Here is an 18,886-nt window from a genome sequence, read left to right on the forward strand (position 1 = left end):
TCAGACAAGGATCAAAGCGGGGGCGCCAAAGCGGGCGGAGGCCAGCCGGGCGGGTAAATGCTGGGCGCAGATGCGGGCCATGAGGGCATGCGGCGCACACGGTGGGCCAGCACTTTTTCGGCCAGCCAAACCCACAGCAAAAAACCGACGATGGCCGTGGCCAGCTGCACGTCATCGCCCGTCTGCGGCAAAGAGACCGACACCCCGAGCGCCGGGGATTCTTCTTCCGATGCAGCATGGGCCGACACCAGCGCCGGTGCTTCGGTCAGTGCTTCGGCGCCTTGCGCGCTGTGGCTCAAATCGAGGCCATCGACATGAAAACCGCTCACATGCGATGCCCCGAGGTGCCCGTGCAGAAAAGGCGCCAAGGCAAGCAAAGCCATGAGGACGATCACGACCCCTTGACGAATGCCTGCGATGAAAACGTTCTGGTGCACCTGTTCATTCTAGTTGGCGAATGTGACAGTTGGCGCCGTCAGTTGCCACGCAGCGCCTGACTGAGCTGGTCCACCCGCTGCGACCAGTCGGTGTCCTGCAGCAAGGACTCGCGCAGGAACGCCGCTTGTGCAGGCGTCCAGAACGGCGCATCGGGCAAGGCAATGTGCCCCGCCAAGGGCCGATGGGTTTTCAAGAACCCGGCAATGCCCGCTGCATCGCAAGGCAGGCCCAGCTGGGCAAACAGCTCGTGAAAAGGGTGGTTGGGCTGGTCCATGTGCAGTCCTTCATTTTTGCAACACATACGTCCCGGGTGCATCGCACAGGGGCACCAGGCCGGCATCGGGCGCCCCCATGGCAGGAGGAGCGCACCCAGGACCCGAATGGGCTTACAGCCACCGCACCCAATGCGGCCACCAGGACCCTTCGTGCTGAGGTGCAGCCTGCAACCAAGCCTCCGGGTCAAGATACCGCCCATCATGGGCACGCGTCAAGGCCTGAAAGCTGCGCCCGGCCACGCCGGGCGGGTTGACGATGCCCACGTTGTGCCCGCCCGATGTCAACACAAAGGTGGTGTCCACATTGGTCAGCAGGTGCAGCTTGTGCACCGAACGCCAAGGGGCCACGTGGTCTCGCACGGTGCCCACGGCATAGATGGGGCACTGGATCGCGGTCAAGGCCACCGGCTTGCCACGCACCGGGTAACGGCCACTGGCCAGGTCGTTGTGCAAGAACATGCGGCGCAAATACTCGGTGTGCATGCGGTAGGGCAGGCGCGTGCCGTCGGCGTTCCAGGCCATCAGATCGCTCATGGGTGCCCGCTCGCCCAGCAAATAGTCCTTGAGCAAACGCGACCAGATCAGGTCGGTGGAGTTCATCAGCTGGAAGGCCCCGGCCATCTGACGGCTGTCCAGATAGCCCTTGTCCCACATGGTGTCTTCCAGGTGCGCGACCTGGCTGTCGTCGATGAACAGCTGCAGCTCACCCGGCTCGGTGAAGTCGGTTTGCGCCGCCAGCAAGCTGACGGTGGCCAGGCGATCATCGCCATCGCGCGCCATGGCTGCTGCTGCAATCGTGAGCAAGGTGCCGCCCAGGCAATAACCCAAGGCATGCACCCGGGCTTGGGGCAGCACGGTGCTGATCACCTCCAGCGCGTCCATCACCCCCATGTGCAGGTAGTCGTCCATGTCCAGGTCGCGGTCATCGGCCTGCGGGTTGGCCCAGGACATGGCGAACACCGTGTGGCCCTGATCGACCAGGTATCGGATCAGCGAGTTGTGCGGCGACAAGTCGAGCACGTAGTACTTCATGATCCAGGACGGCACCACCAGCACCGGCTCGGGCCTCACCTGCGCGGTGGTCGGTGTGTACTGGATGAGCTCAATCAGGTGGTTGCGGTAAATCACCTGACCGGGCGTCACCGCCACATCACGCCCGACCTGATAGGCCTCGGTGCCCTTGGGCGGGCTGTTGGTGCGCAAGGCCTGCACGTCTTCCAGCCAGTTCTGAAAACCCTGTTGCAAATTGGCGCCTGCGGTTTTGGCCGTGCGGTCCAGCACCTCCGGGTTGGTCAGCACAAAGTTGGCAGGTGACACCGTGTCCAGCATTTGCCGGAAGGTGAAGGTGAGCACCGACTCGTGGTGCGGCGCTACCCCGCGCACGCCGGTGCTGGCGCAATGCCACCATTGCTGCGTGAGCAAAAAGCTTTGGCTCATCAGGTTGAAGGGCCAGGTTTTCCAGCTCGGGTGCACAAAGCGGGTGTCATGCACCATGGGCTCGATGCAGGGCGCGCAATGGGTTTCGTGTGCCCGTGTGGCGTAGTCAGCCATCTGCTGCGCGCCTTGCAGCGCTTTTTGCACCAGATCGAGTTGCTCGGCCGGGTTGAAAGCCAGGTGGGTGAGCCAGTCGTCAAAGGCCATGCGCAACGATGCGGTCGAGATCCCCAGCGTCCAGGGCGACAGCTGGGCATGGGCCCAGCGGTCCAGGCCAGGACCGGGCAAATGGGGCAAGTGCGAAGCGAAGTCAGAGGCAAGGTGTTTCACCCCTCCATGCTAGGAACAGACGCCACCCCGCGCCATTGACCCAAGGATCAATTTGCCTTGACCGAAAGGTCTGCACCGAGCCCGTGTCTGATAATCCACTGCATGAATGGGATTCAACATTGGGGCGAGACCCTGCGCTTGCTGGTCGAGCTGTCGGCCACCGCCGCCTTTGCGCTGTCGGGCCTGATGGAGGCTGCACGCAAACAGCTCGATGCGGTGGGCGTGTGCGTGGTGGCCTTTTTGGCCGCCTTTGGTGGCGGCACCCTGCGCGACTTGCTGCTGGACCAGCGCCCCTTCTTCTGGGTGCAGCACGTCGAGGTGCTGTGGGGCGTGATGGCCCTGTGCGTGCTGGCCATGCTGTTCATGCGCCAGCGCCATTTTGAAGTGACCGAAAAAGCCATCCTCTGGCCCGATGCGCTGGGCCTGGGCCTGTTCACCGCCATCGGCGTCCACCAAGCACTGCAGGCGCTCATGCCTGCGGTGGTGGCGGTGCTGATGGGGCTGATTACCGGCGTGTTTGGCGGCGTGCTGCGCGACATGGTGTGCAACGAAATCCCCACCGCCTTCAAAGACCACAGACCCTACGCGGTCTGCGCTTTTGCAGGGGGCTGGGTCTATGTGGCGCTTTGGCAATTCGACGCGCCGGGCTGGCTGGCCCTGCTGGCCTGCCTGACCGTGACGGTGGGCTTGCGCGTGCTGGCCGTCTGGCGCAACTGGCGACTGCCTGCCTGGCGCACCTGATATCAGCCATGTGGGCAGGCGTCTTCTTTTCTCTGGCCGCCGGCATGATGTGGGGCCTGGTGTTCGTGGGCCCGCTGATGCTGCCCGAATACCCGGCGGCCCTGCACACCTTTGGCCGTTACCTGGCATTTGGCGTGATCGCGCTGCCACTGGCCTTTCTTGACCGCGCCGAGTTGCGGCGCCTGACGCGCGCCGACTGGCTGGCCGCCTTGCGCCTGGCGGCCATTGGCAATGTGCTGTATTACCTGTTTCTGGCCAGCGCCATCCAGCGTGCGGGCGGGGCGCTGCCCACCATGGTCATCGGCACCTTGCCGGTGGTGATCGCCGTGTCGGCCAATGTGCTGAACCACCAGCGGGATGGACGTTTTCCGTGGCGCAAGCTCACACCCGCACTGGCGCTCATTTTGCTGGGCATCGCCTGCGTCAACCATGTCGAATGGACCGCTCTGCTGCAAAACCCGCAGGCCGACACGGGCCGCTACATCACAGGCGCTGTGCTGGCGCTCGGGGCCGTGGCCTGCTGGACCTGGTACCCCCTCAAAAACGCCGACTGGCTGCGCGGCCACCCCGAGCGCAACCCCCGCGTTTGGGCCACCGCACAGGGCTTGGCTACCCTGCCCTTGGCGCTCATGGGTTATGGACTGTTCTGGATCTGGCAAGGGCTGACCGAAGCGGCATTTCCCATGCCCTTGGGCCCGCGCCCGCTGGCCTTTGCAGGCTTGATGATGGCCATCGGCTTGTTTGCCTCATGGCTGGGCACCCTGTGCTGGAACGCCGCCAGCCAACGCCTGCCCACTGCACTGGCGGGCCAGCTCATCGTGTTTGAAACCCTGTCGGCACTGGCCTACGCCTTCATGCTGCGCGGGCAGTGGCCAGCACCCCTCACGCTGGCCGGGATTGCGCTGCTGGTGGCGGGCGTGATCGCTGGGGTGCGCGTCAAGGCCGCAGATCGTTGAGCTTTCAGCGCGGATGGGTTGCAGCCGAACCCTGCGCCAGACGCGATCAGATGCCTCATGAATCTTGAAGCTTTTGAACCGGTGAATCAAAAGATACAGATCAAATGCCGTGGCTTTTATATCCGTGGGTGGATGGACTGTAGCTTTTAAGCCTACTAAAAAGAACACTTGCACCATGCCAGTTGTTCGCAGCAAAACCACCCAAAGTCTCCGCGACGATCTCGCGGCCAATGTGCGGCGTTACCGCGCCCTCAAAGCCATTCCACCCGCCAAGCCGGTGTCTCAAGAGCGCTGCGCTTGGGAAGCGGGCATTGACCGAACCATGATGAGCAAGATCGAAAGAGCCAAAACCAACCCCAGCCTGGAAACCCTTCTGAAGCTGGCCAATTATCTGAATGTGAGCGTGGCCGACCTGTTGGCCGAACGCAGCTGAACCCGGAGGGATTGACCGATGAACCCCATGCTCAAATGGCTGCGCAGTTTCGCCATGGCACGACCGTGCCGCAAGGTGCGCGCATGAACTTCACACCCGTCGCCAACTTGTACGGCCAGTTCCTTCAGCTGGCCCGATCGGTGGGCACCCTGCCTGCCGACCTGGCACTGAGTCCCCTCGAAGCAGTTTTGCTTGAGGAAGTTTTCTTGCACAGCCGCGACAAGCGCCCCCTGACAGTCAAAGAAGCCATTGAACTGAACCACCTGGCATCTCCCTCGACGCTGCACAAAAGAATCACGCACTTGCGCAAGCTGCAATGGCTGCAGACCGAGCACCATGACGGTGATCACCGAACCAAGTATTTGGTCTTGACACCCCAGGCCATGGAACATTTCCATGCATTGGGGCTGGCCATGCAAAAAGCCTTGCGCATGCAAGCAACGGCCTGATCATCGAAATTCGAAAAACGAATATTGGGTATTTATTTGTTTTACAGGTACGAAAACGTTCTGAAAAACCACCTCGTCAGCGCCGCCAAAATTTGCGGCCTCAAAGTGGATGTGCTCGACACCCGGTCCGCTTTCAGCCTAAACCCGACAAACCACATCACTTTTTAAAAGCTTCTCTTCGCCCGAAGCATCCACAACCACCTTCACAGAAATTCTCATAAAAAAACGCAGCCACCGGTCACCCGAAACGCTGCGTTTTCTAATGCAAGCCCTCTCGGGCCTGCCACTCAATACACCGGCTGGTGCTGCTTCAAGCTGGCAATCACTTCCGCCGTCAGCACAAACCCCGCCCCATACTTCGCCGCCAGTTCCGCGCAACGCTTGGCAAACGCGTCCACGCCCTGGCCATAGATGAACTGCAGCGCGCCACCCGTCCAGGCTGAAAAGCCGATGCCGAAGATCGAGCCGATGTTGCCGTCGTGCACCGAGGTCAGCACGCCTTCTTGCAGGCAGCGTGCTGTCTCCACGGCCTGGCGGTACAGCAGGCGGTCTTTGATGTCTTGCTGGCTATAGGCCACATCGGCTTTTTCAAAACGGGTTTTCAGTTCAGGCCACAGCACTTTCTTTTGCCCTGCGGGATAGTCGTAAAAACCACCGCCTGCGGCGCGGCCGGGGCGCTTGAGTTCTTTGACCATGCGCTCAACAAACAGCTCACCGGGCGTGGCGGTGTAGGTCTTGCCTTCTTTGGCAAAGTCTTCACGCGTTTGGTCCAGCACATGCACCGACAACGACAGCGCGGTTTCGTCCAGCACGGCCAGCGGGCCGACCGGCATGCCCACTTGCATGGCCAGGTTTTCGATCACGGGGGCGGGGATGCCCTCGCCCAGCATGGCCGCGCCTTCCATCACAAAGGTGCCAAAGGTGCGGCTGGTGTAAAAGCCACGCGAGTCGTTCACCACAATCGGCAGCTTGCCCAGCGCCTGCACGTAGTCGTACGCACGGGCGATGGTTTCGTCGTCGGTCTGCGCACCGCGAATGATTTCCACCAGCTGCATCTTGTCCACTGGGCTGAAGAAGTGGATGCCCACGAATTTCTCTGGCTTGGCGCTGGCCGTGGCCAGGCCGCTGATGGGCAAGGTGGAGGTGTTGCTGGCAAAGAACCCGCCTTCGGCCAACATCGGTTCGTCCTCTTGCGTGACCTTGGCCTTGAGTTCGCGGTTTTCAAACACCGCCTCGATGATCAGGTCGCAACCTTTCAGGTCGGCGGCGCTGGCCGTGGGCTGGATCAGTGACAACAGCGCTTGCTGCTTGTCTGCGGCCATGCGGCCTTTGTCCACGCGCTTTTGCGTGAGCTTGTGGCTGTAGGCCTTGCCTTTTTCGGCGGCTTCCAGGCTCACGTCTTTCAGCACGGTGGCGATGCCCCGGCTGGCTTGCGCATACGCAATGCCCGAGCCCATCATGCCCGCGCCCAAGATGCCCACCTTTTGCGGCTTGTAACGCGGCGCAGCTTTAGGGCGGCTTTGGCCGCCCTTGATGCTGTTCATGTTGAAGAAGAAGGTGTTGATCATGTTGCGCGCCACCTGGCTGGTCATGAGACCCGCGAGGTAACGGCTTTCGATGCGCATGGCGGTGTCAAAGTCCACCATCGCGCCTTCGACCATGGCGGCCAGCGCCGCTTCGGGTGCGGGGTACAGGCCGCGTGTTTTTTGCTTGAGCACGGCCGGGGCAACGCTCAGCATGCCCGCGATCTTGGGGTTGCTCGGCGTGCCGCCGGGCATTTTGTAGTCCTTGCGGTCCCACAGGTGCTGGGCCGCTTCGGGCTGGCCCTGGCTTGCGGCGATGTGGGCAAAAGCGCGGGGGCGCAGTTGATCGTCAGTTGCCACGATCTCGTGCACCAGGCCCAGCTTTTGCGCTTCTTCGGGGCCAAAAAGTTTGCTCTCCAGCACGTAGGGCTGCGCGGCCAGCAGACCCAGTTGGCGCGTCATCTTGGTGATGCCGCCGCCACCGGGAATCAAACCCAGCGTGACTTCGGGCAGACCGAATTGCGTTTTGGGGTTGGCCGTGGCGATGCGGTGGTGGCCGATCAGTGCCACTTCCCAGCCGCCGCCCAGCGCCGTGCCGTTGAGGCAGCTGACCACCGGCACGCCCAGCGTCTCGATGGTGCGAAAAGCTTTCTTGATGCCTTCGATCTCGGCAAAGACACGCGGGCCGTCCGAGGCTTGCGAGCGCATCACGCCCTTGAGGTCTGCCCCTGCAAAAAAGGTCGACTTGGCCGAGGCCAGGATGACGCCCTTGATTTGGGCTTTGTCTTTGACGACTTGCTCGGCCGCCTGGGCCAGATCGGCCTGCCATTGCAGGCACATGGTGTTGACCGGCGAGCCCTGCTCGTCAAAGGTGATGGTGGCGATGCCGTCCGCCAGTTCGTAGCGCAGTGTTTTCAAAATCATTTTGGTGTCTCCCCTATCAAACGCGTTCAACGATGGTGGCGATGCCCATGCCGCCGCCCACACACAAAGTGGCCATGCCGTAACGCAATTGGCGGCGGTGCAACTCGTCGATCAGGATGCCCATGATCATCGCGCCCGTGGCCCCCAGCGGGTGACCCATGGCGATCGCGCCGCCGTTCACGTTGACCTTGTCATGCGGCACACCCATCTCTTGCATGAACTTCATGGGCACGGCGGCAAAGGCTTCGTTGATCTCGAACAAATCGATCTGGTCAATCGTGAGGCCCGCCTTGGCCAGCGCCTTGCGGGCGGCAGGCATGGGGCCAGTCAGCATGATGGTGGGGTCAGCGCCCGACAAGGCCACCGACACGATGCGGGCACGCGGCGTGAGGCCGTGGGTTTTGCCAGCCGCTTCTGAGCCGATCAACACCGCCGCTGCGCCGTCCACGATGCCGGACGAGTTGCCCGCGTGGTGCACATGGTGGATGCGCTCGACCTGCGGGTAGCGCTGCAAGGCCACGGCATCAAAGCCCATTGCGCCCAGTTGTTCAAACGAGGCTTTGAGGCCGCCCAGTGTTTCCACCGTGGTGCTGGGCTTGATGAATTCGTCTTGCGCCAGGATGACCTGGCCCAGCTTGTCTTTGACCGGCACGACCGAGCCATCGAAGTAGCCCGCCGCACGCGCGGCTGTGGCGCGCTTTTGCGACTCGACCGCAAAGGCGTCGACATCGTGACGCGAGAAACCGCTCATGGTGGCGATCAGGTCAGCGCCAATGCCTTGCGGCACAAACAGCGTGGCGCTGTTGGTTTCGGGGTCTTGCGCCCAGGCACCGCCGTCCGAGCCAATTGGCACGCGGCTCATGCTTTCCAGGCCACCGGCCACCACCAGGTCTTCCCAACCGCTGCGCACTTTCATGGCGGCCATGTTGACGGCCTCTAAACCCGAGGCGCAAAAGCGGTTGAGCTGCACGCCCGAGCAGCGCCAGTCCCAGCCTGCGGCCAGCGCGGCCACTTTGGGGATGACCGAGCCTTGCTCACCAATGGGCGAGACCACGCCCATGACCACATCGTCCACCGCTGCGGTGTCGAACTGGTTGCGGCTTTGCAGCTCACGCAACACGCCCGAGAGCAAGCTGATGGGCTTGACTTCGTGCAGGCTGCCGTCTTTTTTGCCTTTGCCACGCGGTGTGCGTATGGCGTCATAAACAAATGCTTCGCTCATGCTGTCTCCTGGGGGTCATCAAGGGGTTTGCCCGGTGTTTGCGGGATGCGTTAAACAGTATAGACTTTTACCAAGCAAACGCTTTGTAAAAATACCAACCCTGAAGTCTTATAGGTGACACCCATGATCGAACGCACACTTTTCAACGCCGACCACGAAGCTTTTCGCGACAGCTTTCGCCGCTTCATGGACAAGGAAATCGCCCCCCACCACGAGGCCTGGGAAGAGCAAGGCTATGTGGACCGCGCCGTCTGGGACAAGGCCGGTGAAAACGGCTTTTTGTGCATGACGCTGCCCGAGGCCTATGGCGGCTCGGATGCCGACAAGCTGTATTCGGTGGTGCAGATGGAAGAACTTGCCCGCGGCGGTTTCAGCGGCATTGGCTATGGCCTGCACAGCGAAATCGTGGCCCCTTACATCCTGCATTACGGCACTGAGGCACAAAAGAAAAAGTACCTGCCCAAGCTGGCCAGCGGCGAGATGGTGGGCGCGATCGCCATGAGCGAACCGGCGGCGGGCTCGGACCTGCAAGGCGTGAAAACCACCGCGCTCCTGCAGCCCGATGGCACCTACCTGATCAACGGCAGCAAGACCTTCATCACCAACGGCTGGCACGCCGATCTGGTGATTCTGGTGGCCAAGACCGACCCGGCCGCAGGCGCCAAAGGCACCAGCCTGTTTCTGATCGAGCGCGGCATGCCCGGCTTTGAAAAAGGCAAGCGTTTGAAAAAACTGGGCCTCAAAGCCCAAGACACCTCCGAATTGTTCTTTGACAACGTCAAGGTCAGCGCCGACCAGCTGCTGGGCGGCACGGCCATGCAGGGCAAGGGCTTCATTTGCCTGATGGAGCAGCTGCCCTGGGAGCGCCTGCAAATCGCCATTGGCGGCATTGCGGCAGCGCAAGCGGCCATCGACTGGACGGTGCAGTACGTGAAAGACCGCAAGGTGTTTGGCCAGGCCGTGGGCAATTACCAAAACACCCGCTACACCCTGGCCGAGTTGCAAACCGAGGTGCAGGTGGCGCGTGTGTTTGTGGACAAGTGCTCTGAACTGTTGCTGCAAGACAAGCTGGACACCGCCACGGCCAGCATGGCCAAGTACTGGTGCTCGGACCTTCAATGCAAGGTGATGGACGAATGCGTGCAGCTGCACGGCGGCTACGGCTACATGTGGGAATACCCCATCACCCGCGCCTATGCCGACGCCCGCGTGCAACGCATCTACGGCGGCACCAACGAGATCATGAAAGAAGTGATCTCGCGCAGCATGGGTTTGGCGGGTCGCTGAAGCCAATACCCCGTGCCACACCCTTCAGCTGTCACCCCGGGCCTGACCCGGGGTCCATCCCCCAACGCACATGGATGCCGGATCAAGTCCGGCATGACACCTCAAAAATGATCAGCTCTCCTACCCTTGTTGCGCCCAAACGCGCACGCGGTCGGCCGCGTAAAACCGAGCATGAGCGCGACGATGGCAACCGCCGTCAGGCGCTCATCTCGGCAGCGGCGCAGCTGTTCAAGCTGCAGGGTTACGACGCGACCAGCACACGCGAGATTGCGGCCAAGGTCGGCATGCAATCGGGCTCGCCCTTCTACCACTTTGGCAACAAGCAGGACCTCTTGCTGGCCGTGATGGTCGAAGGCATGAAGCAAGCCATTGCCCGCCAGCTGGCCGCCTGCGGTCAAGCCACACCCAATCAAAGCGCCCGCGAGCGCCTGCGCAGCCTGATCCGTCACCACTTCGATGTGCTGCTCGGCCCGGACAGTGATTTCATCCCGGTGATGCTCTACGAGTGGCGTTCGCTGGCGCCTGCACAACGCAAGGTCATCACCGAACTCAAAGACGATTACGAAGCCGCCTGGATACCGGTGCTGCAAGCCTTGCAAGACAGCGGCCAATTGCAAGCACCGGTGGGGCTGGCGCGGCTGATGATTTTTGGCGCCCTGAATTGGTCGGTGCAGTGGTACGAAGCCCCGCGCCAAAGCGGCAAGGCCAAGCGGGCTTCGCTGGACGACCTGACCGACACCGCCCTGCAACTTTTTTTACGAGACACCGCATGAACACCTCGCCCCCTGCAGCCCATTACCGATCGGTCTTTTCCCCCGGCCTGCTGCGCGGGCAAGTCATCCTGGTCACCGGCGGCGGCTCGGGCATTGGCCGTTGCACCGCGCACGAGTTGGCCAGCCTGGGCGCGCATGTGGTGCTGGTAGGCCGCAACCCCGAGAAATTGACCGCCACTGCGCAAGAGATCACAGGTGACGGTGGGCAAGCCAGCTGGCACAGCTGCGACATCCGGCGCGAAGACGATGTGAAAGCCATGGTCGGGCAGGTGGTGCAGCAGCACGGGCGCATCCACGGCCTGGTCAACAACGCGGGCGGGCAGTACATCTCGCCGCTGGCCAAGACCAGCGCCAAAGGCTGGCAAGCGGTGATCGACACCAACCTCACCGGTGGCTTTCTGGTGGCGCGTGAGTGCTTCAACCAAAGCATGCAAGCACACGGCGGCGCGGTGGTCAACATCGTGGCCGACATGTGGGGCTCGATGCCGGGCATGGGCCACAGCGGCGCGGCGCGGGCGGGCATGGTCAGCTTCACCGAGACTGCCGCGTTGGAGTGGGCCGCACAAGGGGTGCGCGTGAACGCCGTGGCACCGGGTTACATCGCCAGCAGCGGCATGGACCACTACCCGCCCGAGGCCGGTCCCATGCTGCGCGAGATGCGCAACACGGTGCCGCAAGGCCGCTTTGGCACCGAGGCCGAAACATCCGCAGCGATTGTGTTTTTGCTCTCGCCTGCGGCCAGCTTTGTGAGCGGCACGGTGCTGCGCGTGGACGGTGCCCGCCCGCAAATGCGCATGGGCTGGCAACAAGCCGTGGCCAAGCCCGATGTGCAAGAACGCGATGCCGTCAAACCCTTTGACGGCTTTCACCGCGCCGTGACTCCAAAGGTATTCCAATGAATTTCGAATCCACCTGGAACCCGCACAGCCCCGTAGCCCAGCAGCGGCGCGAAGCCGCACTGGCCCGCTTGGCGCAGTGGCATGCTTTGCAAGACCGCGCAGCGCTGGCCTCAGCCCAATCCAAACCAGTCTTCGACAAGCGCGGGCAACTGCTGCCGCGTGAACGTGTCGCTTTGCTGCTGGACCCGGGTGCGCCCTTCTTGCCGCTGTGCGCGCTGGCGGGCTTCATGCAGGACACGCCGGACCCTACCAAGTCGGTGCCCGGCGGCGGCATGATCGCGGGCATTGGCTTCATCAGCGGTGTGCGCTGCATGGTGGTGGCGAGTGACTCGGGCATCGAAGCCGGGGCGATTCAGGCGCGAGGCCTTGAAAAGATTTTGCGTGTACAAGAACTCGCACTCGAAAACAAACTGCCTTTTGTGCACCTGGTCGAAAGTGCCGGGGCCAACCTGATGCAATACAAGGTCGAGGGGTTTGTGCTGGGGGGCAGCCTGTTCCGAAACCTCGCCCGTCTGTCGGCGGCGGGCTTGCCAGTACTCACGGTGCAACACGGCTCAGGCACGGCAGGCGGGGCCTACATGCCGGGATTGAGTGACACCGTGATCATGGTGCGCGGCCGATCGCGGGCCTTTTTGGCGGGGCCGCCATTGCTCAAAGCCGCCACCGGCGAAGTGGCGACCGAAGAAGAACTGGGCGGGGCCGAGATGCACACCAGCGTGTCGGGCCTGGGTGAATACCTGTGCGAAGACGACCGCCACGCGCTGGGCACGGCCCGCGATGTGGTGGCGCGTTGGGACTGGGCTGCGCACAGCACGCAGCGCAATGAGAACAACACGTTCAAGCCCCCGCGCCTGGACGCCGAAGAACTGCTGGGCCTGATGCCCGCCCACCACCGCGAACCCATCGACATGCGCGAAGTTATCTTGCGTCTGGTCGATGACTCGGATTTTCTGGAATTCAAACCCCTGTTTGGCGCGGCCACGGTGTGTGCCCATGCACGCATCGGCGGTCATGCGGTGGGCATCATCAGCAACAACGGGCCCATTGATGTGGCTGGGGCCAACAAGGCCACACACTTCATCCAGTGGATGTGCCAGTTGGGTCACCCCATCGTCTATTTGCAAAACACCACCGGCTACATGGTGGGCAAAGACAGCGAGCAAGGCGGCATGATCAAGCACGGCTCCAAGATGATCCAGGCCGTGACCAACGCCACCGTGCCGCAAATCACCATCCAGTGCGGGGCCTCCTTTGGTGCGGGCAACTACGGCATGTGCGGGCGAGGTTATGCGCCGCGCTTTTTGTTCAGCTGGCCGGGGGCCAAGACGGCGGTGATGGGTGGCGAACAAGCCGCCCGCACCATGCAGATCGTGGCCGAGGCCGGCATGGCCCGCAAAGGCATCACGCCCGACCCCGACAAAATGCAGGCCCAGTTCGACAAGATCGTGGCCCTGTTTGAAGCGCAGGCGGATGCCTTCTACACCAGCGGCTTGGTGCTGGACGACGGCGTGATCGACCCACGCGACACCCGCAGCGTGTTGAGCTTTTGCCTGGACACCTGCTTTGAAGCTGCAGCCCGTCAACCCCGCGCCACAAGCTTTGGCGTGGCCCGCATGTGAGGATGTTTCATGCCTGACATTTCGCGCACGCCACCCTCCGTCGTCACGCCGGGCATGACACCTTCCCTCGCCACCTTGGGCATGACACCTTCCCTTGTCACCCCGGGCTTGACCCGAGGTCCATCTCCCTTCATGCATGGATGCCGGATCAAGTCCGGCATGACAAGTTTTTGTGTCACCCCTCACACGACACTCTTCTCTGTCACCCCGGACTTGACTTCCCCTTCTGTCACCCCGGGCTTGACCCGGGGTCCATCCCCCTTCACGCATGGATGCCGGACCAAGTCCCGCATGACAAGCTTTTATGTCACCCCGCACACGACACTCTTCTCTGTCACCCCGGGCTTGACCCGGGGCCCATCCCCTTCACACATGGATGCCGGATCAAGTCCGGCATGACAAATCAACAAGCAACCGGCATGACAAACACCACAAGCAACTGACACACCAGGAGACACACCATGCGATACACCCACGAACACCGCGAGATCCAGAACACGCTCAAGCGTTTCATCGAAGCCGAGATCAACCCCCATGTGGACGAATGGGAAGCGGCCGAGATTTTTCCGGCGCACGAGGTCTTCAAGAAGATGGGCAATTTGGGCCTGCTGGGCCTGACCAAGCCCGAAGCTTTTGGCGGTGCGGGGCTGGACTATTCCTACAGCATGGCCATGGCCGAGGCGCTGGGGCACATTGACTGCGGCGGCATCCCCATGGCGATTGGCGTGCAAACCGACATGGCCACGCCCGCTTTGGCGCGCTTTGGCAGCGATGAATTGCGTGCGCAGTTTTTGGCCCCGGCCATTGCAGGCGACATGGTGGGCTGCATCGGCGTGAGCGAGCCGGGTGCGGGCAGCGATGTGGCGGGCATCAAGACCGTGGCGCGCAAGGACGGTGACGACTATGTGATCAGCGGCCAGAAGATGTGGATCACCAACAGCTTGCAAGCCGACTGGATGTGCATGCTGGTCAACACGGGTGAAGGACCCATCCATAAAAACAAAAGCCTGGTCATGGTGCCCATGCGCGAAAACGGCAAACTGCTGCCCGGCATCGAGGTAGGCAAAAAGATCAAGAAGATCGGCATGAACAGCAGCGACACCGGCCTGATTTATTTTGACGAGGTGCGGGTGCCGCAACGCTACCGCATCGGCGCCGAAGGCCAGGGCTTCATCTACCAGATGCAGCAGTTCCAGGAAGAGCGCCTGTGGTGCGCGGCCAGCACGCTGCAGTCGCTGACCAACTGCATCCAGTGGACGGTGGAATGGGCGCAAGAGCGCAAGCTGTTTGGCAGCACACTGGCCGACCAGCAGTGGGTGCAGTTCAAGCTGGCCGAACTCAAGGCCGATGTGGAAAGCCTGCGCGCCCTGACCTACCAAGCCTGCGAGCATTACATCGCGGGCGAAGACGTGACCGAATGGGCCACCATGGCCAAACTCAAGGCCGGGCGCCTCAACCGCACGGTGCCCGACACCTGCTTGCAGTTTTGGGGCGGCATGGGCTTCACCTGGGAAAACAAGGTCTCGCGCATGTACCGCGACGGCCGTCTGGCCTCGATTGGCGGCGGGGCTGACGAGGTCATGCTGGGCATCCTGTCCAAGATGATGGGCATTGCCAAGCGGCCGCAAAAATGAGCAGCGCTTTGTTGATCGAACGTCAGGGCGCGGTCGAGACCTGGACGATGAACGACCCGGCCACGCGCAACGCCCTGAGCGATGCGGTGGTGGCCGGCTTGCTGCAAGCCTGTGCGCGTGCAGCGCAAGACGCCACACTGCGCATCGTGGTGCTGACCGGTGCTGGCGGTGCCTTTTGCGCGGGGGGCAGCTTGGGCGGCTTTGCCAGCCTGATCGGCCAGCCCTTGCAAGCGGGCCAAACCGACCCGCTGGTGGCCATGAACCGTGGCTTTGGCGACCTGCTGCACGCCCTCTCTGCCCTGCCTCAGCTGCTGGTGTGCCGGGTCGATGGCGCAGCCATGGGCGGCGGATTTGGCCTGGTGTGTTGCGCCGACCATGTGGTGGCCACAGCACGATCGGTGCTGGGCACGCCCGAGGTCACGCTGGGCCTGCCGCCTGCGCAGATTGCGCCGTTTGTGTGGCAACGCTTGGGGGAGAGCGCGGCACGCCAATGCCTGCTGCAAGGGCTGAGCTACACCGCAGCGCAAGCGCTGCAAGTGGGCTTGGTGAACGAGGTGATCGAACAGGGCAGCGATGAAGCTTGGCAACAAACACTGACGCGCCTCATGCGCGCTGCACCCGGCGCAGTGGCCAGCACCAAGCAACTGCTCAGGCAGCTGCGCGGGTCGGTGCCTGATTTGCGCAATGCCGCAGCCCAAGCTTTTGCACAAGGCCTGCGCAGCGCCGAAGCGGCGCAAGGTTTGGCCGCGTTTGCGCGCAAACAGCCTGCACCTTGGACACTTTCTGGCAAGGACGCCACATGACATCTACCTTGTCCACAAAAGTCACCCGCCTGTTGATCGCCAACCGGGGCGAAATCGCCCGCCGCGTGATCCGCACCGCCCGCCACATGGGCATTCAGACGGTGGCTGTTTATTCAGATGCCGACCGCAACGCCTTGCATGTGCACGAAGCCGACACCGCCGTCGCTTTGGGCGGCACGCTGTCCGCTGACTCGTATTTGCGCATCGACAAACTGCTGGCGGCCGCACAGGCCACCGGTGCCAATGCGGTGCACCCGGGTTATGGTTTTTTGAGCGAGAACGCCGAGTTTGCGCAAGCGGTGATCGACGCGGGCCTGACCTGGGTTGGGCCACCGCCTGCGGCCATTCGCGCACTGGGCAGCAAATCAGCCGCCAAAGCGCTGGCCTTGAAACACGGTGTGCCCTGCCTGCCGGGCTACTTTGGCGCGGACCAAAGCGATGCCACTTTCACTGCACAAGCGCAGCAGCTGGGCTTGCCGCTCATGGTCAAAGCCGTGGCTGGAGGAGGCGGGCGCGGTATGCGCTTGGTGACCGACATGGCGCAACTGCTGCCCGCGCTGCACAGCGCCCGCTCCGAAGCGCTGGCCGGGTTTGGCAACGGCGACTTGCTGATGGAGCGCGCTTTGCTGCGCCCCCGCCACATCGAGGTGCAGATCATGACCGACGCGCACGGCCACTGCATCCACCTGGGCGAGCGCGACTGCTCGGTGCAGCGGCGGCATCAAAAGATCATCGAAGAATCGCCCAGCCCCGCAGTGACGCCTGCGCTGCGCGAACAACTCGGCAAAGCAGCCATTGCGCTGGCGCAATCGGCAGGCTATGTGGGTGCAGGCACGGTGGAGTTTTTGCTGGACGAGGCCCAAAACGACAAGCCCTTCTATTTGATGGAAATGAACACCCGCTTGCAGGTGGAACACCCCGTCACCGAAATGCTGACGGGGCTGGACTTGGTCGAGTGGCAACTGCGCATTGCACGCGGCGAGCCGCTGCCACTGGAGCAAGCCGATGTGCAGCTGCACGGCCACGCGATCGAAGTGCGCCTGTGCGCCGAAGACGAACACTTCACACCGCAGACCGGCACGGTGCAAGCCTTTGCAGCGCCTGGGGGTTTGCGCTTTGACCATGCCTTGCAGGTGGGCAGCGTGGTCACACCGCACTACGACGCGATGCTGGGCAAGCTGATCGCCCACGCGCCCACACGCGCAGAAGCCATCGACCGGCTTTGCAGCGGTCTGGATCAGACGGCCGTGCTGGGCCTGCCCACCAACCGCGCCTTTCTGGCCGCGTGCTTGCAGCACCCGGTGTTCCATGCTGGTGAGGCCTTGATCCCCTTCCTGGCTGAAGAAGCCGATGCGGTGCGCCAAAGCCTGCAAGCCACGAGCGAAGCACGCACCGCGGCCGCGCTGGCCGTGCTCTATGCCAGCCAAGCGCCCGCCGCCGCGATGCCCAGCCCATTCATGCGGCCAGTGCGCATGCGCCTGGGTTCAGAAATTTTTTCGCTGAGCGTGCAAGAACTGGGGCAGGGCCAAGTGCGCATCCAAACAGGTGATGTCACACACCAGGCCCGTGTGGAGCGCAACGGCGAATGGCTGCACATCGACTTGAATGGCCAGCGCTGGCAAGCGCGTGCCGCGGCATGCCGGGATGCGGGCACCGCCATGCGTTGGCATGTGCAACTGCAAGGCCCAACGTGCTTTGAGCTGTGGCTCAGCGACCAAAGCCACAACGCACCCAGCACAGGCGCCAGCGCGCAAGCTGTGCAGTCTTTGCGCGCGCCCTTCAACGGCAAGCTCATCGCGCTGCATGTGCAAGAGGGCCAAGCGGTCAAACAGGGCGATGCCGTGCTGGTGATCGAATCCATGAAGCTCGAACACATCTTGTGTGCCCCACGCGATGCGGTGGTGCACAGCCTCTCGGCCAGTGTGGGCCAGCAAGTGGGCCCCGGCCAGGTGCTGGTGCAATGGAAAGACGCCGCATGAACACCGCTGAATTCACACCCGATTTCACAACAGAAGACCTGCAAAGCCTGCAGACCACGGTGGAGCGCTTTGCCCGCCAGGCCATCGCCCCGCATGTCCCCGCCTGGGAAGAAGCGGGTCAATTCGACCGCAGTCTCTACACGCAAGCTGCCGAGCTAGGCCTGTTGGGCTTGGGCTACCCAGAACATTTGGGCGGCACACCCGCGCCCTGGCGCGCACGCAACGTCCTATCGAAAACCCTGGCCCGCTACGGTGGCAGCGGTGGCGTGATGGCCAGCTTGTTCTCGCTCAACATCGGCCTGCCGCCGGTCATGGCGCATGGCAGCGCCGAGCTGCAAGCCGAAGTGGTGCCCCCTGTGCTGCGCGGCGAACGCATCGCGGCCTTGGCCATCACCGAGCCCGGCGGCGGCTCGGACGTGGCCAGCCTGCGTACCACCGCCCGTGCTGACGGCGCGGACTATGTGATCGACGGCGAAAAAGTCTTCATCACCTCGGGCCTGCGCGCCGACTGGATCACCCTGGCCGTGCGCACCGACCCGGCCAGCAAAGGGGCCAGCGGCATCTCGATGGTGGTGGTGCCGGGCGACACGCCGGGCATCACGCGCACGCGATTGCACAAGATGGGCTGGCACAGCTCGGACACCGCTCAGCTGCACTTTGACAGCGTGCGGGTGCCCCAGCGTTATCGGCTGGGTGAAGAAGGCGCAGGTTTCAAGATGATCATGGGCAACTTCAATGGCGAGCGCCTGGCCATGTCGGCCATGGCACTGGGCTTTGCCCAGGCTTGTTTTGACGAAGCGCTGGACTGGGCACGCCAGCGCCAGACCTTTGGCGCGGCCCTGATCGAGCGGCAGGCGATCCGGCACAAGTTGATGGACATGCAAATGCGCATCTCGTCCACGCAAGCTTGGGTGGATACCGTGACGCAGCAAGCCGATGCAAGCCAGACCGGTGCCGAGTGGGTGGCCCAGGTGTGCCTGCTCAAAAACCACGCCACCCAGACCATGCAGTTTTGCGCCGATGCCGCCGTGCAACTGCTGGGCGGCATGGGCTTCATGCGCGGCACCGTGAGCGAACGGGTTTACCGCGAAGTCAAGGTGATGATGATCGGCGGGGGGGCCGAAGAGATCATGAAAGAGCTGGCCGCCAAGCAGTTGGGCATTTGAA

Annotated in this window: 17 protein-coding genes; 12 read left to right on the top strand and 5 right to left on the bottom strand. The window is 62.8% G+C overall.

The window, feature by feature from the left end; all coding sequences use genetic code 11:
• Positions 1 to 11: 11 nt before the first annotated feature.
• The 3 genes from Q1W40_RS08185 to Q1W40_RS08195 all read right to left on the bottom strand — a co-directional run bounded on the left by Q1W40_RS08185 (position 12) and on the right by Q1W40_RS08195 (position 2,477).
• Complete coding sequence (locus Q1W40_RS08185; protein ID WP_300710858.1) at positions 12 to 437, bottom strand: hypothetical protein; 426 nt, start codon at positions 435 to 437, stop codon at positions 12 to 14.
• 38 nt (positions 438 to 475) lie between these two features.
• On the bottom strand, positions 476 to 712 hold the full coding sequence (locus Q1W40_RS08190) for a DUF2789 domain-containing protein (RefSeq protein WP_300710860.1): 237 nt from the start codon (positions 710 to 712) through the stop codon (positions 476 to 478).
• Positions 713 to 824: 112 nt separating this feature from the next.
• A complete protein-coding gene (locus Q1W40_RS08195; RefSeq protein WP_366146332.1) occupies positions 825 to 2,477 on the bottom strand; it encodes an alpha/beta fold hydrolase in 1,653 nt (550 codons plus the stop codon).
• A 102-nt stretch (positions 2,478 to 2,579) separates the two neighbouring features.
• Here Q1W40_RS08195 and Q1W40_RS08200 point away from each other — a divergent pair, with 102 nt between their 5' ends.
• From Q1W40_RS08200 to Q1W40_RS08215, 4 genes are all read left to right on the top strand, one after another.
• Positions 2,580 to 3,218: a trimeric intracellular cation channel family protein gene (locus tag Q1W40_RS08200; protein ID WP_300710862.1), complete on the top strand. Its 639-nt coding sequence runs from the start codon at positions 2,580 to 2,582 to the stop codon at positions 3,216 to 3,218.
• Positions 3,219 to 3,226: 8 nt separating this feature from the next.
• Entirely contained in the window at positions 3,227 to 4,174 is a 948-nt protein-coding gene (locus Q1W40_RS08205; protein ID WP_300710864.1) for a DMT family transporter, read from the top strand.
• 175 nt (positions 4,175 to 4,349) lie between these two features.
• Entirely contained in the window at positions 4,350 to 4,607 is a 258-nt protein-coding gene (locus Q1W40_RS08210) for a helix-turn-helix transcriptional regulator (protein WP_300710866.1), read from the top strand.
• Positions 4,608 to 4,642: 35 nt separating this feature from the next.
• Positions 4,643 to 5,056, top strand: a complete 414-nt coding sequence (locus tag Q1W40_RS08215; RefSeq protein ID WP_300710868.1) for a hypothetical protein — start codon at positions 4,643 to 4,645, stop codon at positions 5,054 to 5,056.
• Between the two features lie 287 nt (positions 5,057 to 5,343).
• Here Q1W40_RS08215 and Q1W40_RS08220 read toward each other — a convergent pair whose 3' ends face one another.
• Both Q1W40_RS08220 and Q1W40_RS08225 read right to left on the bottom strand, forming a co-directional pair.
• The gene (locus Q1W40_RS08220; protein ID WP_300710975.1) at positions 5,344 to 7,497 is read right to left on the bottom strand and encodes a 3-hydroxyacyl-CoA dehydrogenase NAD-binding domain-containing protein; all 2,154 of its coding nucleotides are present in this window, start codon (positions 7,495 to 7,497) and stop codon (positions 5,344 to 5,346) included.
• Between the two features lie 22 nt (positions 7,498 to 7,519).
• Complete coding sequence (locus Q1W40_RS08225; RefSeq protein ID WP_300710870.1) at positions 7,520 to 8,725, bottom strand: acetyl-CoA C-acetyltransferase; 1,206 nt, start codon at positions 8,723 to 8,725, stop codon at positions 7,520 to 7,522.
• A gap of 123 nt (positions 8,726 to 8,848) precedes the next feature.
• Between Q1W40_RS08225 and Q1W40_RS08230 the strand changes: the two genes are divergently transcribed.
• The 8 genes from Q1W40_RS08230 to Q1W40_RS08265 all read left to right on the top strand — a co-directional run bounded on the left by Q1W40_RS08230 (position 8,849) and on the right by Q1W40_RS08265 (position 18,885).
• Complete coding sequence (locus Q1W40_RS08230) at positions 8,849 to 10,012, top strand: acyl-CoA dehydrogenase family protein (protein ID WP_300710872.1); 1,164 nt, start codon at positions 8,849 to 8,851, stop codon at positions 10,010 to 10,012.
• Between the two features lie 107 nt (positions 10,013 to 10,119).
• On the top strand, positions 10,120 to 10,785 hold the full coding sequence (locus tag Q1W40_RS08235) for a TetR/AcrR family transcriptional regulator (protein WP_300710874.1): 666 nt from the start codon (positions 10,120 to 10,122) through the stop codon (positions 10,783 to 10,785).
• Positions 10,782 to 11,684 (top strand): SDR family oxidoreductase, encoded by a 903-nt coding sequence (locus tag Q1W40_RS08240; RefSeq protein ID WP_300710876.1) that lies wholly within the window; start codon positions 10,782 to 10,784, stop codon positions 11,682 to 11,684. The genes Q1W40_RS08235 and Q1W40_RS08240 overlap by 4 nt, the downstream gene beginning before the upstream one ends.
• A complete protein-coding gene (locus tag Q1W40_RS08245) occupies positions 11,681 to 13,303 on the top strand; it encodes a carboxyl transferase domain-containing protein (protein ID WP_300710878.1) in 1,623 nt (540 codons plus the stop codon). The genes Q1W40_RS08240 and Q1W40_RS08245 overlap by 4 nt, the downstream gene beginning before the upstream one ends.
• A gap of 461 nt (positions 13,304 to 13,764) precedes the next feature.
• Entirely contained in the window at positions 13,765 to 14,937 is a 1,173-nt protein-coding gene (locus Q1W40_RS08250; RefSeq protein ID WP_300710880.1) for an acyl-CoA dehydrogenase family protein, read from the top strand.
• Positions 14,934 to 15,740 (top strand): enoyl-CoA hydratase-related protein, encoded by an 807-nt coding sequence (locus Q1W40_RS08255; RefSeq protein ID WP_300710882.1) that lies wholly within the window; start codon positions 14,934 to 14,936, stop codon positions 15,738 to 15,740. The genes Q1W40_RS08250 and Q1W40_RS08255 overlap by 4 nt, the downstream gene beginning before the upstream one ends.
• A complete protein-coding gene (locus Q1W40_RS08260) occupies positions 15,737 to 17,719 on the top strand; it encodes a biotin carboxylase N-terminal domain-containing protein (RefSeq protein ID WP_300710884.1) in 1,983 nt (660 codons plus the stop codon). The genes Q1W40_RS08255 and Q1W40_RS08260 overlap by 4 nt, the downstream gene beginning before the upstream one ends.
• Positions 17,716 to 18,885 carry an acyl-CoA dehydrogenase family protein gene (locus tag Q1W40_RS08265; RefSeq protein ID WP_300710886.1) on the top strand — a complete coding sequence of 390 codons (1,170 nt, stop codon included), beginning with the start codon at positions 17,716 to 17,718 and terminating at the stop codon, positions 18,883 to 18,885. Before Q1W40_RS08260 ends, Q1W40_RS08265 begins: the two co-directional genes overlap by 4 nt.
• The last annotated feature ends 1 nt before the right edge of the window (position 18,886 follow it).

Origin of the sequence: Limnohabitans sp., from assembly GCF_030158565.1 — a bacterium.
Taxonomy (GTDB): domain Bacteria; phylum Pseudomonadota; class Gammaproteobacteria; order Burkholderiales; family Burkholderiaceae_C; genus Limnohabitans_A.

Excerpts from the sequence above, each read along its gene's own strand:
- Q1W40_RS08225 (WP_300710870.1), bottom strand. The coding sequence starts at position 8,725 with ATGAGCGAAGCATTTGTTTATGACGCCATACGCACACCGCGTGGCAAA.
- Q1W40_RS08215 (WP_300710868.1), top strand. The coding sequence starts at position 4,643 with ATGGCTGCGCAGTTTCGCCATGGCACGACCGTGCCGCAAGGTGCGCGC.
- Q1W40_RS08250 (WP_300710880.1), top strand. The coding sequence starts at position 13,765 with ATGCGATACACCCACGAACACCGCGAGATCCAGAACACGCTCAAGCGT.
- Q1W40_RS08255 (WP_300710882.1), top strand. The coding sequence starts at position 14,934 with ATGAGCAGCGCTTTGTTGATCGAACGTCAGGGCGCGGTCGAGACCTGG.
- Q1W40_RS08260 (WP_300710884.1), top strand. The coding sequence starts at position 15,737 with ATGACATCTACCTTGTCCACAAAAGTCACCCGCCTGTTGATCGCCAAC.
- Q1W40_RS08190 (WP_300710860.1), bottom strand. The coding sequence starts at position 712 with ATGGACCAGCCCAACCACCCTTTTCACGAGCTGTTTGCCCAGCTGGGC.
- Q1W40_RS08205 (WP_300710864.1), top strand. The coding sequence starts at position 3,227 with ATGTGGGCAGGCGTCTTCTTTTCTCTGGCCGCCGGCATGATGTGGGGC.
- Q1W40_RS08235 (WP_300710874.1), top strand. The coding sequence starts at position 10,120 with ATGATCAGCTCTCCTACCCTTGTTGCGCCCAAACGCGCACGCGGTCGG.
- Q1W40_RS08230 (WP_300710872.1), top strand. The coding sequence starts at position 8,849 with ATGATCGAACGCACACTTTTCAACGCCGACCACGAAGCTTTTCGCGAC.
- Q1W40_RS08265 (WP_300710886.1), top strand. The coding sequence starts at position 17,716 with ATGAACACCGCTGAATTCACACCCGATTTCACAACAGAAGACCTGCAA.
- Q1W40_RS08240 (WP_300710876.1), top strand. The coding sequence starts at position 10,782 with ATGAACACCTCGCCCCCTGCAGCCCATTACCGATCGGTCTTTTCCCCC.
- Q1W40_RS08200 (WP_300710862.1), top strand. The coding sequence starts at position 2,580 with ATGAATGGGATTCAACATTGGGGCGAGACCCTGCGCTTGCTGGTCGAG.
- Q1W40_RS08245 (WP_300710878.1), top strand. The coding sequence starts at position 11,681 with ATGAATTTCGAATCCACCTGGAACCCGCACAGCCCCGTAGCCCAGCAG.
- Q1W40_RS08210 (WP_300710866.1), top strand. The coding sequence starts at position 4,350 with ATGCCAGTTGTTCGCAGCAAAACCACCCAAAGTCTCCGCGACGATCTC.